The 15904-nt window shown below is 61.2% G+C and carries 10 protein-coding genes; 3 read left to right on the plus strand and 7 right to left on the minus strand.

The genetic code is table 11. The annotated features are described in order from the left end of the window. Positions 1-186: 186 nt before the first annotated feature. Positions 187-2043 carry an RNA helicase RhlE2 gene (locus BK658_RS04945; protein WP_123581310.1) on the plus strand — a complete coding sequence of 619 codons (1857 nt, stop codon included), beginning with the start codon at positions 187-189 and terminating at the stop codon, positions 2041-2043. A gap of 66 nt (positions 2044-2109) precedes the next feature. On the opposite strand, the gene BK658_RS04950 is transcribed toward BK658_RS04945, so the two are convergent. Together BK658_RS04950 and BK658_RS04955 are read right to left on the minus strand one after the other, a co-directional pair. Next, positions 2110-2688, minus strand: coding sequence for a YceI family protein (locus BK658_RS04950; RefSeq protein WP_123581311.1), 579 nt, complete (start codon positions 2686-2688; stop codon positions 2110-2112). Positions 2689-2720: 32 nt separating this feature from the next. After that, positions 2721-3272, minus strand: a complete 552-nt coding sequence (locus tag BK658_RS04955; RefSeq protein ID WP_123581312.1) for a cytochrome b — start codon at positions 3270-3272, stop codon at positions 2721-2723. A 322-nt stretch (positions 3273-3594) separates the two neighbouring features. Here BK658_RS04955 and BK658_RS04960 point away from each other — a divergent pair, with 322 nt between their 5' ends. Together BK658_RS04960 and BK658_RS04965 are read left to right on the plus strand one after the other, a co-directional pair. Next, the gene (locus BK658_RS04960; protein ID WP_123581313.1) at positions 3595-5001 is read left to right on the plus strand and encodes an adenosylmethionine--8-amino-7-oxononanoate transaminase; all 1407 of its coding nucleotides are present in this window, start codon (positions 3595-3597) and stop codon (positions 4999-5001) included. 144 nt (positions 5002-5145) lie between these two features. Beyond that, positions 5146-5865, plus strand: coding sequence for a 16S rRNA (uracil(1498)-N(3))-methyltransferase (locus tag BK658_RS04965; protein WP_123581314.1), 720 nt, complete (start codon positions 5146-5148; stop codon positions 5863-5865). 84 nt (positions 5866-5949) lie between these two features. On the opposite strand, the gene trhA is transcribed toward BK658_RS04965, so the two are convergent. From trhA to BK658_RS04990, 5 genes are all read right to left on the minus strand, one after another. Then, a complete protein-coding gene (gene trhA / locus BK658_RS04970) occupies positions 5950-6567 on the minus strand; it encodes a PAQR family membrane homeostasis protein TrhA (protein ID WP_123581315.1) in 618 nt (205 codons plus the stop codon). Positions 6568-6718: 151 nt separating this feature from the next. After that, the gene (locus tag BK658_RS04975; protein ID WP_123581316.1) at positions 6719-7180 is read right to left on the minus strand and encodes a chemotaxis protein CheW; all 462 of its coding nucleotides are present in this window, start codon (positions 7178-7180) and stop codon (positions 6719-6721) included. Next, on the minus strand, positions 7173-13103 hold the full coding sequence (locus BK658_RS04980; protein ID WP_123581317.1) for an Hpt domain-containing protein: 5931 nt from the start codon (positions 13101-13103) through the stop codon (positions 7173-7175). The genes BK658_RS04975 and BK658_RS04980 overlap by 8 nt, the downstream gene beginning before the upstream one ends. Before the next feature lie 38 nt (positions 13104-13141). Further along, a complete protein-coding gene (locus BK658_RS04985) occupies positions 13142-15202 on the minus strand; it encodes a methyl-accepting chemotaxis protein (RefSeq protein ID WP_123581318.1) in 2061 nt (686 codons plus the stop codon). Positions 15203-15358: 156 nt separating this feature from the next. Beyond that, positions 15359-15898: a chemotaxis protein CheW gene (locus BK658_RS04990; protein WP_123581319.1), complete on the minus strand. Its 540-nt coding sequence runs from the start codon at positions 15896-15898 to the stop codon at positions 15359-15361. Between the last annotated feature and the right edge of the window lie 6 nt (positions 15899-15904).

Consider the following 15904-nt stretch of genomic DNA (forward strand, 5'->3'; position numbering starts at 1 on the left):
GGACGCTCGGTCTTGTTTAAGGCATCTCGACACCGCTACAGCGCAGCTTTTCAGCCCGCGCGAGTACTCGAAGATGAGCCTTCAAGCCCCAGCAGGACCGGACGCGATTGCGCTTCTCCATAAACGCCATTCGCGCCAGGCAAGACTATCCCATTGGGCCAAGCCCTAACTAAAACAGGATTACTCATGTCCTTTGCTTCCCTCGGTCTCTCCGAGGCTTTAGTCCGCGCCATCGAGGCAGCGGGCTACACCCAGCCTACCCCGGTGCAACAGCGGGCCATTCCCGCCGTGTTGCAAGGTCGCGACTTGATGGTTGCGGCGCAGACAGGTACGGGTAAAACCGGCGGTTTCGCCTTGCCGATTCTGGAGCGTTTGTTCCCCAACGGTCACCCGGACAAATCCCAGCGTCACGGCCCGCGCCAACCACGCGTCCTGGTCCTGACCCCGACTCGCGAACTGGCTGCCCAGGTGCACGAGAGTTTCAAGGTCTATGCCCGTGACCTGAAATTCGTCAGTGCCTGCATTTTCGGCGGCGTTGGCATGAACCCACAGGTTCAGGCCATGTCCCGTGGCGTTGACGTGCTGGTGGCTTGCCCGGGCCGTTTGCTCGACCTGGCTGGCCAAGGTAGCGTCGACCTGTCCCACGTGGAAATCCTGGTACTGGACGAAGCGGACCGGATGCTCGACATGGGCTTCGTCCATGACGTGAAAAAAGTCCTCGCCCGCCTGCCGGCCAAACGTCAGAACCTGCTGTTCTCGGCAACCTTCTCCAAGGACATCACTGACCTTGCCGGCAAGTTGCTGCACAACCCGGAACGCATCGAAGTCACGCCACCGAACACCACGGTCGAGCGCATCGAGCAACGGGTGTTCCGTCTGGCCGCCAGCCACAAGCGCTCGCTGCTGGCACACCTGATTACTGCCGGCGCCTGGGAACAGGTTCTGGTCTTCACCCGCACCAAGCACGGCGCCAACCGCCTGGCCGAGTACCTGGACAAACACGGCCTGAGCGCCGTCGCGATCCACGGCAACAAGAGCCAGAATGCTCGCACCAAGGCCCTGGCCGACTTCAAGGCCGGTGAGGTACGCATCCTGGTGGCCACCGATATCGCCGCTCGCGGCCTGGATATCGATCAGTTGCCACACGTGGTCAACTTCGAGCTGCCAAACGTCGACGAAGACTATGTGCACCGTATCGGCCGTACTGGCCGTGCCGGTCGTTCGGGCGAGGCGATCTCGCTAGTTGCCCCGGACGAAGAAAAACTGCTGAAAAGCATCGAGCGCATGACCAAGCAGAAAATCGCCGATGGCGACCTGATGGGCTTTGATTCCAGCGCTGTAGAAGCCGAGAAGCCAGAAGTTCGCGAGCGTCCGGATGTGCGTAACCCGCGCAACCCACGTGGCCCGCGCGGCGACGGTCCAAACGGCAGCGGCGGTGGCGGCGGTCGTAAAGACAAAGGCAAGGACAAGGGTGGCAAGGAAAAACCGGCTGCCAGCCGTGGCGAACGCCCGGCTCAAAAGCCGCGTGAAGGCACCCCGGCCCGCGAACAGCAGCGACCGGCACCCCGCGCCGCCGCTGACCGTGCACCGGACGAGTTCCTCGACGACGATGTCGATAACTTCGGTAACCGCGTCGACTACGTTCCGCAGCAAAAGGCCCCTCAGGGTCGTGGCCGCCGTCCAGGTGCTCCGGCACAAGGCGCTGCCGCAGGTGCTCCACGCACCGGCCAGCCACAAGGTCGCCAGAATGGTCCGCGCAACAGCAGCGGCGCCAGCACTGGCACCCCGCCTGCCAAACGCAGCGGTCCACGCAGCGGCGCTCCACGTGACGGCCAGGCCCGTCGCGAAGAGTCGCGCAACCGCCGCCCGGCCCGTGACGACCAGCCGCGTCAGGAACCCGCAGTGCAGAACCCGCGCGGTACCCAGCCGAAGATCATGCACAAGGAGTCCAAAGCTGATCGCTTCCCGACGCCTGAGCAGCTCGATCAACTGCCAAGCCGCCCACGTGGCGAGAAACCGGCGTTGCTGACGCGCAACCGCTGATTTCTCCCGCTAACAAAAACGCCCCTGATCGCGAGATCAGGGGCGTTTTTGTGTCAGCCGCGAAAATTATTTCGCTTGAACACCTTCAAACGTGATGTCCAGGTCCAGGGTCTGGGAAGTAGGACCTGGGCCTTTGATGCCGAACTCGCTCAACTGCAGGGTAGTCGTGCCGTTGAAGCCGGCACGGTAGCCACCCCATGGATCCTTGCCTTCGCCGTTGAAGGTTGCCTTGATCACGACTGGCTTGGTCACGCCGTGCAGGGTCAGGTCGCCGGTCACGTCAGCGGTTTTTTCGCCAGTGGATTTGACACTGGTGGAAACGAACTTGGCTTCAGGGAATTTCGCTGCGTCCAGGAAGTCCGGGGTACGGATGTGCTTGTCACGTTCAGCGTGATTGGTATCAACGCTGGCGGTTTTCAGCACAACGTCGATTTTACTGGCTTCTGGAGCCTTGGCGTCGAAACTGAATTTACCGTCCCAGTCCTTGAAAGTACCGTGGATGAAGCTGTAGCCCAGGTGGCTGATCTTGAAATCGACAAAGGCGTGATTGCCTTCCTTGTCGATCTTGTATTCCGTGGCCATCGCTTGCCCTGCCGACAACAGAGCAGTACCGATTGCCAGAGCGGCGAGAGTCTTTTTCAACATGCTTTCTATTCCTTGGGAGTCGAGGTTGAACATCAGGCTTTGCGCCCCAGCATTCGCGTCAGGGTCGCATCACGGTCGATAAAGTGGTGCTTCAGTGCTGCCAACGCATGGAGACCGGAAAAAATTACCAGCGCCCAGGCCAGATACAGATGAATCGCACCGGCGGTGTCTGCCTGGTCCGGTAGACCGGAAATCAGCGCAGGAATTTCAAACAGGCCAAACACCGAAATCCCGACACCGTCTGCGGTGGAAATCAGGTAACCGGCGATCATCGCAGCGAACAGGCCGAAATACAGAAACCCATGACCCAGTGTGGCGCCCAGGCGAGTCATGCGACTGTAGCTACTCAAGGCTGGCGGCGGTGGGCTGATAAAGCGCCACAACACCCGCAGCAGCATAATCGCGAACAGCGTCAGGCCGATGCTTTTGTGCAAGTCCGGCGCTTCTTTGCGCCAGCTGCTGTAGTAGTCGAGACCGACCATCCACAAGCCCAGAGCAAACAGACCGAAGACTGCCAGTGCCACGCCCCAGTGCAGAAAGATGCTGACCCCGCCATAGCGGGAGGAAGAGTTACGTAGCTGCATTGCCCAAATCCTGTAAGAACTGCGACCAAGACTATCGAGTTATCTATCGATTTAAAGCCGAAAATTTCGCTTTGAAATATCGAGAAATACGATCAAGAGTCTGAAAGAGATGGGTTAAGGAAAGATTAACCTCCAACGTGCGACGCAAACATCAGGCGCTCTAGCGTGCCCTGTCAGCGTAAGTGCACGTCAATACAATCACGTAGCGTACCGCTGTTTCCATGTACAAACGCCACAATAGGTTGTCCGCTCGCCTGGCATTGCATAGGCTTGCGCGATTGTATGTCCGCGCATCTCACGGACCGCCTCGAGGAGAGTGACAATGGGCTTGAATAATCAGTGGATGCAGCGCGATCTCGCGGTTCTGTGGCATCCCTGCACCCAGATGAAAGACCACGAACAGCTGCCGCTGATCCCGATCAAGCGCGGCGAAGGCGTATGGCTCGAAGACTTCGAAGGCAAACGCTACCTCGACGCGGTCAGTTCCTGGTGGGTCAACGTGTTTGGCCACGCCAACCCGCGGATCAACCAGCGGATCAAGGACCAGGTCGATCAACTGGAACACGTGATCCTCGCCGGCTTCAGCCATCAACCGGTGATCGAGTTGTCCGAACGCCTGGTGAAGATGACGCCGGAAGGCCTGACGCGGTGCTTCTACGCCGATAATGGCTCGTCCTGTATCGAAGTTGCGCTGAAAATGAGCTTTCACTACTGGCTCAACCGCGGCCAGTCGGACAAGAAGCGCTTCGTCACGCTGACCAACAGCTACCACGGCGAAACCATGGCCGCGATGTCGGTAGGCGACGTGCCGCTGTTCACTGAAACCTATAAAGCGCTGCTGCTGGACACCATCAAGGTGCCGAGCCCGGACTGCTACCTGCGTCCCGAAGGCATGAGCTGGGAAGAACACTCGCGCAACATGTTCGCCGCGATGGAACAGACCCTCGCCGAAAACCACGAAACCGTCGCCGCGGTAATCGTCGAGCCGCTGATCCAGGGTGCTGGCGGGATGCGCATGTATCACCCGGTGTACCTGAAACTGCTGCGCGAAGCCTGTGACCGTTACGGCGTGCACCTGATCCAAGACGAAATCGCCGTCGGCTTCGGCCGCACCGGGACGATGTTCGCCTGCGAACAGGCCGGCATCCGCCCGGACTTCCTGTGCCTGTCCAAAGCCCTGACCGGTGGTTATCTGCCGCTGGCTGCGTGCGTCACCACGGATGAGGTCTACAGCGCTTTCTACGACGACTATCCGACCCTGCGCGCCTTCCTGCATTCCCACAGCTACACCGGCAATCCGCTGGCCTGTGCGGCGGCGTTGGCGACGCTGGATATCTTCGAAGAAGACAACGTCATCGAGAATAACAAGGCCCTCGCCCAGCGCATGGCCAGCTCGACCGCGCACCTGGTTGACCACCCGCATGTTTCGGAAGTACGTCAGACCGGCATGGTGCTGGCCATCGAGATGGTTCAGGACAAGGCGAGCAAAACCGCTTATCCCTGGCAGGAGCGCCGCGGGCTGAAAGTGTTCCAGCACGCACTGGAACGTGGCGCGCTGTTGCGGCCGTTGGGCAGCGTGGTGTATTTCCTGCCGCCATACGTGATCACCCCCGAGCAGATCGACTTCCTTGCCACCGTTGCCAGCGAAGGAATCGATATCGCCACCAGCAACAAGGTCAGCGTGGCAGTGCCGAAGGACTTCCATCCGGGCTTCCGCGATCCGGGCTAAACCCCCGGTCGATCGTTCCCACGCTCTGCGTGGGAATGCATCCCGTGACGCTCCGCGTCACAAGAGCGGACGCGGAGCGTCCAGCGAGGCGTTACCACGCAGAGCGTGGGAACGATCAGTTCAGATGAATTACAGAGAACCCAGATGAGACTGTCCCGCTTCTTTATCGACGCCCCCTTGAGCCTCGGCGAGCATGAATTGCCTGAGGCCCAGGCGCACTACATCAGTCGCGTACTGCGCATGGCCGAGGGCGATGCGTTGCAAGTGTTCGACGGTTCAGGTCAGGAGTTTCGCGGCACGCTGGCAGAAGTCGGCAAGAAACGCGTGCGCGTGGCGTTAACGGAAAGCTTCGCCGGGCAAATCGAGTCGCCGTTGCAGATTCATCTGGGCCAGGGTTTGTCTCGCGGCGAGCGGATGGACTGGGCGATTCAGAAAGCCACCGAGTTGGGCGTGACTGAAATCACCCCGATTTTCAGTGACCGCTGCGAAGTCCGGCTCAAGGACGAACGCGCCGACAAACGCCTGCAACACTGGCGTCAGGTCGCTATCAGCGCGTGCGAGCAATGCGGTCGTTCGCGAGTGCCGCTGATTCATCCGCCCCTGTTGCTGGCCGACTGGCTCAAACAATCCGAGGCCGACCTGAAACTGGTGCTGCACCCGGTGGCCGAGCCGCTGGTCAGCCATGCGAAACCTTCGACACTGGCGTTCCTGATCGGCCCCGAAGGCGGGTTGTCGGACGTGGAAGTCGATCAGGCTCAAAGCGCCGGCTTCCATTCCGCCCGCCTCGGCCCGCGAGTGCTGCGCACCGAAACCGCGCCGGTGGTGGCATTGGCGGTGGCTCAGCAACTTTGGGGCGACTTCTAGTCCCCTATCGCGAGCAGGCTCGCTCCCACAAGAACGCCGCTGTACCTGTGGGAGCGAGCCTGCTCGCGATGGCCGCGCCTCGGTTTAAAGGACGTAAAACAGAATCGCCACGAAGTGCAGCAAACTGCCGGCGATGACGAACAGGTGCCAGATGCCGTGGGCGTGGCGCAGTCGGCTGTCGAGGGCGAAGAAGATAATGCCGACGGTATAAAACACCCCGCCAGCCGCCAGCCAGGCAAAACCGATGGTGCCCAACGCCGCCAGCAGCGGCTTGACCGCCACCAGCACGATCCAGCCCATCACCGCGTAGATCACGATCGACAGAATCCGCGCCTCGGAGCGCGGCTTGATCTCTTGCAGCATGCCGATCACCGCCAGCCCCCAGACAATCCCGAACAGCGTCCAGCCCCATGGCCCACGCAGAGTCACCAGACAAAACGGCGTGTAACTGCCAGCGATCAACAGGTAGATCGACAGGTGATCGACCTTCTGCATGATCACCTTCGCCCGCCCGCGCACGCTGTGGTAAACCGTCGAAACGCTGTACAGCACCAGCAAGGTAAATCCGTAAATCGCCACGCTGACAATCTTCCAGGGGCTGCCGTCCAGACTGGCAATCACCAACAACCAGACCGCCCCGACACACGCCGCAACCGCCCCGAACAAATGGCTCCAGGCGTTGAATTTTTCTCCGTGATACATGTGTCCCCAACCTCAAAAAATCACTGCAACATCGCACAAAATAGATCGTTCCCACGCTCTGCGTGGGAATGCATCCCGTGACGCTCTGCGTCACATCTGAAGCGGACGCAGAGCGTCCATGGCGGCATTCCCACGCAGAGCGTGGGAACGATCAGGAAGGAGCCAACCCCGCCCCCACCAACAACTCTTCCAGCGCCAGCAGGTCCGGGACTTTCGCCACGTGTTCGGCGACCTGTACCGCGGCGTGTTCCAGCGAGCACAGCGGCACGTCGACATAGCTCAACTGGCTGTCGAGCTTGTAGGAACGTGGAATCCCTTGCACCAGCAAGGCGATGAATTTGAGGTGCGGGCGCCCGCCGAGAGCGTTGAGGACGACGATACGCGCACGGTCGCCGATCACGGTTTTGTTGCCGCAGGCCGATTCGAAACTCAACAGCGGGATTTGCCGCTCGCGCCAGGTCACCAGGCCCAGGTACCAGTGCGGAGAATCGAGGTCAAAAGCACCGGGCTGATAGTCAATCAGCTCGGCGACGGCGACATTGGGCAGGATCAGGTTGCGATCGGCCAGGGGCAGCAGCAGCCCGGTAAGGTTGCTGGTGCGGTGCTCAAGCATGGGTTTTGCTCCACAAGGCGATGCTGTCGAGCAACACCGATTCCTGGTACGGCTTGCCGAGGTAGTCGTTGACGCCGATAGCCATTGCCCGGTCACGGTGTTTCTGGCCGGTGCGCGAGGTGATCATGATGATCGGCAGGTGCTGCAACCGTGGATCGTTGCGCACCTGCATGGCCACTTCAAAACCATCCATGCGCGGCATTTCAATGTCCAGCAGCATCAGGTCAGGCATGTGCTCTTCGAGCAACAGCATGGCGTCGACACCGTCCTTGGCGGTCAGCACGTTCATGCCATGGCGTTCGAGCAGACGGCTGGTGACCTTGCGCACGGTGACCGAGTCATCGACCACCAGGACCAGCATCGAACGCTGCGGCTCGGTCTCCGTGGCCGGTTCCTGAATGACCCGCTGCGGCGACACGTGCGCCTGCATGGCGCGAATATGCGTCAGCAGGTCGAGAATCAGCACCACCCGGCCATCGCCAAGAATGGTCGCGCCGGACAATCCCTGCACCGCCGCGAACTGCGGGCCGAGACTTTTCACCACGATTTCCCGGGTACCGGTCGTCGCATCGACCTGCACCGCGATGCGTCGCTCGTTGCACTGCACCAGCAACACCGGCAACGGCAGGCTCTGGCCCAACAGTTTCGGGCGGACGCTGGTCTTCAGCAGCTCGCCGAGGTAGCACAGTTCATAACGTTGCCCGGCGTATTCGTATAACGGCAGATCGAGCTGGTAATAACCCTCCAGTTCAAAGGGCAGCACGCACACGATGCCTTCGATGGTGTTCAGCGGGATTGCGTATTGATCCTCGGCACACTGCACCATCAACGCGCGGTTGACCGACACGGTGAACGGCAACCGAATGCGAAAGTGCACGCCCTGTCCAGGTACAGAGTCGATGACCATCGAGCCACCGAGTTGCCGCACTTCTTCGTGAACCACGTCCATGCCGACGCCACGCCCGGAGATCTGGGTGATTTTCTCCGCCGTGGAAAACCCTGGTTGCAGAATGAACTGCAACACGTCGCGATCGCTCATGTCGCTACCGGGGTCGAGCAACCCGCGCTTTATCGCCTTGCGCCGCACTGCATCCAGCGGCACGCCGGCACCGTCGTCGCGGATGTCGAAAATGATGTCGCCGCCCTCACGGGACAAGTCCAGGGTGATGCGGCCTTGCTCGGGTTTACCGGCCGCACGGCGGACTTCGGCGGACTCCAGACCGTGGTCGACCGCATTGCGCAGCATGTGCTCAAGCGGTGCCGCCATGCGCTCCAGCACATTGCGGTCCATCTCGCCTTCGGCGTTCCCGACAATGAACTCGACGTCCTTGCCCAACTCGCTGGAGACCTGACGAACGATACGCTTCAAGCGCGGCAGCATCCGTTCGAACGGCACCATGCGCGTGCGCATCAAGCCTTCCTGCAGTTCGGTATTGATCCGACCTTGTTGTTGCAGCAGGTTCTCTGCGTCGTGGTTACATCGCTCGAGGGTTTCCTTAAGGTCGAGCAAGTCGGACGCTGACTCGAACAATGCCCGCGACAACTGCTGCAACTGCGAGTGACGATCCATTTCCAACGGATCGAACTCTTCGTAGCCCAGACGTTCGGCTTCAACCTGCTGCCGGCTGAGGATCCGGCCCTGGGTTTCGGTGTCGAGCCGGCGCAACTGATCGCGCATGCGCTCGATGGTGGTTTCCATCTCACTCAGGGCGACTTGCGCATCGTTGACTTGCTGCTCGATGCGCCCGCGGAAGATCGAGGTTTCCCCGGCCAGGTTGACCAGATCGTCCAACAGCTCGGCCGACACCTTGACCATATCGGCGCCAGCATCGGGTTGCAGCGCTGCGGCCTCAGGCTTGGCCACCGGTGCGACTTCAACCACCGGAGCCGGCGTCTGTGCCTTGTCAGCCGTGGGGTGAGTGAAGGCCTTGATCGCTTCAATCAGGCTGTCAGCCGGCAGCACCGGCTGGCCGGCGCGGGTTGCGTCGAGCATCTGCGCCAATCGGTCATGGCTGCGTTGCAACAGATCGAACAACGCCGGTATGGCGTGCAGCAAGCCGGTCGACAGCCCTTCGTAAAGAAATTCCAGCTCATGGGCCAGGTCGCCAATCGGGGCGATTTCGACCATCCGCGCGCCGCCCTTGAGGGTGTGCAGGTCGCGCAGCAGGGTTTCCATTTCCTGACGGTTTTGCGGGTCCGCCTGCCAGCGCGCCAGCGCCGCACCCGAGCTGTCGATGATGTCGAAACCTTCCTCGAGGAAGATCTCCAGCAGTTCCGGATCGTTGCTCGCCGCATCATTCTCAGCCGCCGCTTCGATCACTTCAGCCGTACTGCCAGTGCTTTGTCGAAATTGCTGGATCGCCTCGATCAGCGTACCCGGATCGCTCAGTGGCTGATGGTTTTGCAGCTGTTCGAGCAACACCGCGAGGTGGTCGTGGCTCTGTTGCAGTAACACTCCGAGCGCTGACGAATGACTGAAGCGCCGGTCGACCAGGCCTTCATAAAGGCTTTCAAGTTCGTGGGCCAGATCACCGACCGGCCCGACCTCGGCCATCCGCGCGCCGCCCTTGAGGGTGTGCAAGTCGCGCTGCAACGACGACAGCGGCGCGGCGCTCTCTGGATCATTGAGCCAACGCTGCAAGGCCTGTCCGGCGCTTTCGAGGATATCCACCGCTTCTTCGAGAAAGATCGAAACGATTTCAGCGTCAATCGTCAACGCCTGCGCCTGTGCCAACTCACTGGTGGCGCTGCCCAGCTCGGTAATGCTCAGCGTGCGGCTGCCATCGCTGCGAATCAGGCCCATGGCCGATGGATCAAGGCCCTCATTGAGCAAGTCACGCAAGGCCCGCACCCGCGCCGGTTGCGAGCCGACTTCCTGGCCAGCGGCCAGTTCATCGAGCATGTTGATCAGCGCTTCGTGAGCGCTTTGGGCTTCGTGGAAGAACCGTTCGTTGACCGCCAGGCTGCTTTCTTCCACCGCGCCATAGAGGTCGAGCAAGGCTTCGCACAGCTCATCCACCGGATGCAGATCGGCCAGGTGCGCGTTCTCGCCCAGAGTCGTCAATTCATCCAGCAGCGCGCTGAGTTCCTGCCGCTCGCCGGGGTGTTGCTGCCAGCGCTGCAAGAGGTTTTCGGCGTCCAGCAGGATGTCCATGCCCTGTGCCAGGAATTTGTTGATCAGTTGCGGATCACGCTTGATCCGCAGCCCCGTGTTCAGCGCATTGAGGATGGCGTCCAGACGCTCGGCAAGCAGCGCCTGAGTGCGCCCGATCAGGTCTTCGGCACCCTTGATCGGCGTCAGCGGATCACTGTTCAATTGCTTCAGCCCGCGCCGCAACAGTTCACCGGCTTCGAGCAGCAGTTCGACTTCGTCCAGGTCCAGCGCAATCTGGTGCGCCTTGTACTCGCGGGCCAGATGATCGAACGGCGCCGCCAGTTCGGCAATCGGCAACACACCTGCCATCGAAGCGCTGCCCTTGAGGGTGTGCAACGCGCGCTGCAACTCATCGCTGGCCTGCAACGGCACGTGCTCGGCGGCCTGATCGAGAAAACGGTCGAGGCTCTGGAGGTGGGTTTCAGCTTCGTTGCGGAAGATCTCCAACAACTGCGGATCAAGCATCTCGCCATCCTGCAGCACAGTGTCCGGCAGGGTTTCATCACCCTTCGCCAGGGCATGGGCGCGAGTGGCCAGGCGGTCGACATCTTCACGCTGACGCTGGGTGTTGGCGGCGAACTCGGCGATCAGCTCAGGGAGCAGTTGCAACACTTCATCCAGCAGTTGATAAACCGGCGGACCCGGTTCGACACTGTGCTCCAGCACCCGGTTGAGCAGATTCTCCAGCGCCCACGCCAACTCGCCCAACACCAGTGCGCGGACCATTCGCCCGCTGCCTTTCAAGGTATGGAAAGCGCGACGCAACTCGCTCAGGAGCGAGGTGCTTTCGGGGCTGGCCACCCAGCGCGGCAAGTATTCGCGCAGGATATCCAGGACTTCATCGGTCTCCTCGAGAAAGACTTCGCGCAGCTCGGCATCCACCGGCTCTTCATCGGCCGGCGGCGGCAGCAGACTGCCCGGCGTGATCAGCGCGGGCGGATTGACGGCTCGGCCCGGGCTGGCCAACACCTCTGCAAGCGATTGGGCAATCTGCGGGTTATCCAGCGCCGGCAGATCCGGCATCACCAACGCCAAGCCTGGGCTCAGCACGTCTTCGGGCAGCGGCACAGGCACCTCGCCGGGGAAGTAACCCAGCGCTACCAGGCTTTGCTCGGCGACATCGAGGATCTTTTCGCCGGGCGCCTCGGGGTCTTCGCTCAAACGCTCCAGGTAATATTCGATGCTGGTAATGGCGTCGGCCAAGCTGTCGAGTTGCGGCCAGTCGGGACGCGTCTGGTCTGCCAGCAGATGCTCGCGAATGAAACCGTTGCAGGCTTCCAGCAGGCTCGCCGCACGACTCAACGGAATCATCGCCAACGCGCCACGCACCTGGGTCAGCACGGCCGGAAGCGGCTGCAAGGCCTGACGATCCCAATCACTGTCGATGTAGTCGACGATCATGTCCTTGGCCTGTTGCAGGCAAATTCGCGCTTCCTTGATGACGATCTGGTGGATCTGCGTCAGGTCGGTGGTCGGCAACCGGCTCTCTTCGCGGTTTTCCTCGACGGTGCCGACCATTCCGGCCAGGGTCGCCTCGACGTAAAGCAGGGCTCCGGCGACATCCATCAGGATCGCGTCGTTCGGCTCGCGTTGGCCTTGTGCAAGGCTCAGGACCACCGCCAGTTGATCGATGATCACCTTGCGCGGTTGACCGAAGCCGAGCACTGCCAGGGTGTCGGCGATTTGCCGCAGTGGCGCCAGCAGGCTGTCGAGGTCCGAGACATGTTGTCGGTCGCTGCGCACGAACAGGTCGAGGCGCTCCTTGACCCGCACCAGTTCTTCGCAGAGCGCGGCCAGCACCGAGCGCATCGCGTCGCGATCCGGGCCGGCCAGGCGGGCGCGTTCTTCATCGACCATTGCACTGTCGGGCAACGCGTCGTCCAGGGCATAACGCTCTTTCATGGCTTGCATCTGCGCAGTGGGATGTTGTGCCTTGGCAATGTAGAACAGCAGGCTTTTGAGCAACTCAGGTGGTGCCGGCTGATTGATTTCCGAGATGCCGTGTTCAAGCAGGCGCTTGAGTTCCTTGTCAGCGTCCTTGAACAGGCTGCGCAGCGCCGGACTGTTGGCGACACTGCCGCTGAGCATGCCTTCGACCAGCGCCGAAGCGATCTGCCACAACGGCCCCAATGGTGCGCCGTCGCACAGCATTTCGAGGCGTGCAAAGACCTTCGCCACATAGCCGAGATTGGTGGCGTCGTCCTGTTCGCGAAGCAACCCAACCAGCCCCATCTGCAACATTTGCCGTAATTTGCGCAGCACATTCGGCAGCTCGGCCGGCTCAAGCATCGCCAGCGTATCGTCGTCCAATGCGGGAAGCGCTTGCCACTGTGGGCTGAACAGGCTGGTTTCCGACAACAGGCTTTCGCCACGGGCGCTGCGCAGGTCGTTGATCAGCGGCAAGACCACCAACGGCAAGTCACGGCGGGCGCTGTGCACGCGGTCGAGGTAAATCGGCAGTTGGCCGAGGGCTTGTTGCAGCAGGCGAATGGCTTCATCGCGGTGGCTGACGCGGTTGTGCTGCAACGCCGCCGCGAGCTGCTCCATCTCTTCGGCGAGCAACGCTGCGCCGTAGAATTCGACCATCTGCAAACTGCCGTGAACCTGATGAATCCCCGCCAGGCACTCCTCGATCGCGTGCGCCGTCTGCGGTTCTTCGACCCGGTTGTCGAGGGCCATGCTTTCAAGGGCAATAAACGCCTGCTTCAACGTTTCGGCAATTTCGCCCTTGACCCATTCGAGGGCCACATAGTCGTGCCGATCACCCATAACCACTCCCATCAAAATGCTTTTCCAGCAGGCATCGTTCAAGCCTTGTCGGCGCTGCGCTCAGGCACCGCCGGCAAGGTGAAACCAGACACCGAACGCCGCAGTTGGCTGGCCATCTTCGCCAGGTTGCCGATGCTCTCGGCGGTGGCCGTGGAGCCCGACGAGGTCTGCGTGGTGATCTGCTGGATCACGTTCATCGTCAAGGATATCTGACCCGCCGAAGATGTCTGTTGCTGCGCCGCGTTGGAAATACTCTGGATCAACGCTGCGAGCGTTTTCGACACGCCTTCGATTTCTTCCAGGGCCACCCCCGCATCCTGCGCCAGTCGCGCGCCACGCACCACTTCGGTGGTGGTCTGCTCCATGGAAATCACCGCTTCATTGGTGTCAGTCTGGATCGCCCGCACCAGAGTTTCAATTTGCCGGGTGGCCGCCGACGAACGCTCCGCCAGACGCTGGACTTCATCGGCAACCACCGCAAAACCGCGCCCGGCATCACCGGCCATGGAGGCCTGGATCGCTGCGTTTAGCGCAAGAATATTGGTCTGGTCGGCAATGTCGTCGATCAGGCTGACGATGTCACCGATTTCCTGGGAAGACTCGCCCAGACGCTTGATCCGCTTGGCCGTGTCCTGAATCTGCTCACGGATATTGTCCATGCCGTGAATGGTGTTGTGCACCACCTCGTTGCCCTTGTTGGCGATCTCCACCGAGCGCTCGGCAACAGCGGACGACTCGGCAGCATTGGCCGAGACCTGATCGATCGACTGGGCCATTTCGTTGATCGCCGTCGAGGCTTCGGAAATCTGCTGGGCCTGATGCTCCGAGGCCTGGGCCAGGTGCATCGCGGTCGCCTGGGTTTCCTGCACTGCGGCAGCGACCTGGCCGGCCGTCAGGTTGATGGTCGCGACCAGATCGCGCAGCTGATCAACCGAGTAATTGATCGAGTCGGCGATGGTCCCGGTAAAGTCTTCGGTGACCGATGCCGTGACCGTCAGGTCGCCATCGGCGAGGTCTTCGATTTCGTCGAGCAAGCGCATGATCGCGTTCTGGTTACGTTCGTTCTTCTCGGCAGTTTCCCGCAACTGGCGATTGGTTTCACGGACCATCACCAGGCCGATCAGAATGATTGAAGTCAGCGCCAGCAAGCCCAGCACGTAACCGCCGATGGCATCGGTCGAACGCCCGCCCACCATGTTTTCGAAGCCGTTGGCCAGGTGCGAGGCTTCATCGAGCAAGGTCTGCGACAAGTTGAAGATGTTGCCCGCCGACTCGCGGACCTTGAACAGTTCAGGCGAGGTTTCGAGGATCTCGTCGACCGAGCCCGAAACGAATTCGAACAGCTCGGAAATTTCGGTCAGCCGGGCACGCGCGTCCTGGTCTTCGACCTGGCTGATCTTCAGGGACGGATTGCCCTGGAGCATGCCGTTGAGCACCTGACCGAAGCGCGCCGCATCACGGCCAAAGGCGTCGGCAGCCTGTTGGGCATTTTCGTCACCGACGAGCACCGTGTTGACCGCGCCCAGGATCCGTTCGGCCAGCAACGACTGGCGCTGAGCCATGGCGACCTGAGCAGCAGGTGCGCCGCGCTGGAGCAGGATTTCGACGACTTTTTCGTACTCGACCTGCAACTGCGGCACGGTCTCGGCCAGGGTCGCGGCGACCTGATGCAGCGACAGCACAGTCTGTTCGCTGGAAAGAATCGCGTCGGTATTTTTCAGCAGGCGCTCCCAGTCCAGCTGTACCGCTCGCATTTCGGCGTGCACCGCGTGGGGAGCTGGTGGCAGACCGGTGGTCGGGTCACCTTTCTTCAAGTAACCCCAGCGTAGGGCGAAGTCGTTACGCGAATCACTCAGCAGCTTGAACGCCGCCGCTTTGCCGGCCGCCGCTTCAGTGGCGTTCTTGGCGATGCGCTGGGACAGCACGCGCAGCTCGCCAGCGTGACCAATGTACTGCTTGTCGTAGGAGGCCTGGGTATTGAGGTAAGCGAAGTTGGCGAACAGCAACACGATGAACACGATCAGCGCCATGAACAGCACAATGATCTGCGCACGACTGCGCGACCCTTCCGTAGCCTTGCCTGTATTTGCTTTTATCATCGATCCTCGCCTGTTAACCAACGCCCTGCCAGGACTGGCCGAAGAACCTGTGGGAGCGAGCTTGCTCGCGATTCAGGCGCTGCGGTCTTGCTGATATACCGCGTTATCGTTCATCGCGAGCAGGCTCGCTCCCACACGGGATCCGCGTCGTACCGGTTAAACGGCCACATCCATGAATCGTGGCGACTGCGCCAGGGCAAACGGGCTGAAAACCTGCCAACGTTGCTCGCGTTCGAACTGTCCCTTTATGAAAGGGCCCGCCGGACCACCCTGAGCGTCCAGTGATGCCGGCTCGAAACTGGCCTGGTTGAAGTGCTGCATGCCGAGCACCTCATCGACCATCAACCCGACGAACACCTCTTTATACTCAACGACCAGTACGCGCCGCTGTTTGCGCAGCGCAGACAACTCAATCCCGAGGAAACCGCACAGATCCATGACCGGCAACAGTCGTCCGCGCAGGTTGGCCACGCCCCTGACCCACGACTTGACTCCCGGCAACTGGGTCAAGCGCGGCTCGTGCAACACCTCGCTGACTTCGCCCATCGGCGCCACGTACCAGCGCTCGCCGAGGCGAAAACCGATCCCGCTCCAGCCGTGGTTGCGGGTTTGCTGCGAAGGCAGGTCCGCCGCCAGCAGACGGCAGCGCTGATCGATCTGCAGCAGCAGCTCGAAGGCAGTCAGCGACTCGGCCATGGGGCG

This window comes from Pseudomonas brassicacearum, from assembly GCF_003732175.1.
Lineage (GTDB): Bacteria > Pseudomonadota > Gammaproteobacteria > Pseudomonadales > Pseudomonadaceae > Aquipseudomonas > Aquipseudomonas brassicacearum_G.

Bases quoted from the DNA above. Each gene is read 5' to 3' on its own strand.
- BK658_RS04945 (WP_123581310.1), top strand. From the start codon at position 187: ATGTCCTTTGCTTCCCTCGGTCTCTCCGAGGCTTTAGTCCGCGCCATC.
- BK658_RS04950 (WP_123581311.1), bottom strand. From the start codon at position 2,688: ATGTTGAAAAAGACTCTCGCCGCTCTGGCAATCGGTACTGCTCTGTTG.
- BK658_RS04955 (WP_123581312.1), bottom strand. From the start codon at position 3,272: ATGCAGCTACGTAACTCTTCCTCCCGCTATGGCGGGGTCAGCATCTTT.
- BK658_RS04960 (WP_123581313.1), top strand. From the start codon at position 3,595: ATGGGCTTGAATAATCAGTGGATGCAGCGCGATCTCGCGGTTCTGTGG.
- BK658_RS04965 (WP_123581314.1), top strand. From the start codon at position 5,146: ATGAGACTGTCCCGCTTCTTTATCGACGCCCCCTTGAGCCTCGGCGAG.
- trhA (WP_123581315.1), bottom strand. From the start codon at position 6,567: ATGTATCACGGAGAAAAATTCAACGCCTGGAGCCATTTGTTCGGGGCG.
- BK658_RS04975 (WP_123581316.1), bottom strand. From the start codon at position 7,180: ATGCTTGAGCACCGCACCAGCAACCTTACCGGGCTGCTGCTGCCCCTG.
- BK658_RS04980 (WP_123581317.1), bottom strand. From the start codon at position 13,103: ATGGGTGATCGGCACGACTATGTGGCCCTCGAATGGGTCAAGGGCGAA.
- BK658_RS04985 (WP_123581318.1), bottom strand. From the start codon at position 15,202: ATGATAAAAGCAAATACAGGCAAGGCTACGGAAGGGTCGCGCAGTCGT.
- BK658_RS04990 (WP_123581319.1), bottom strand. From the start codon at position 15,898: ATGGCCGAGTCGCTGACTGCCTTCGAGCTGCTGCTGCAGATCGATCAG.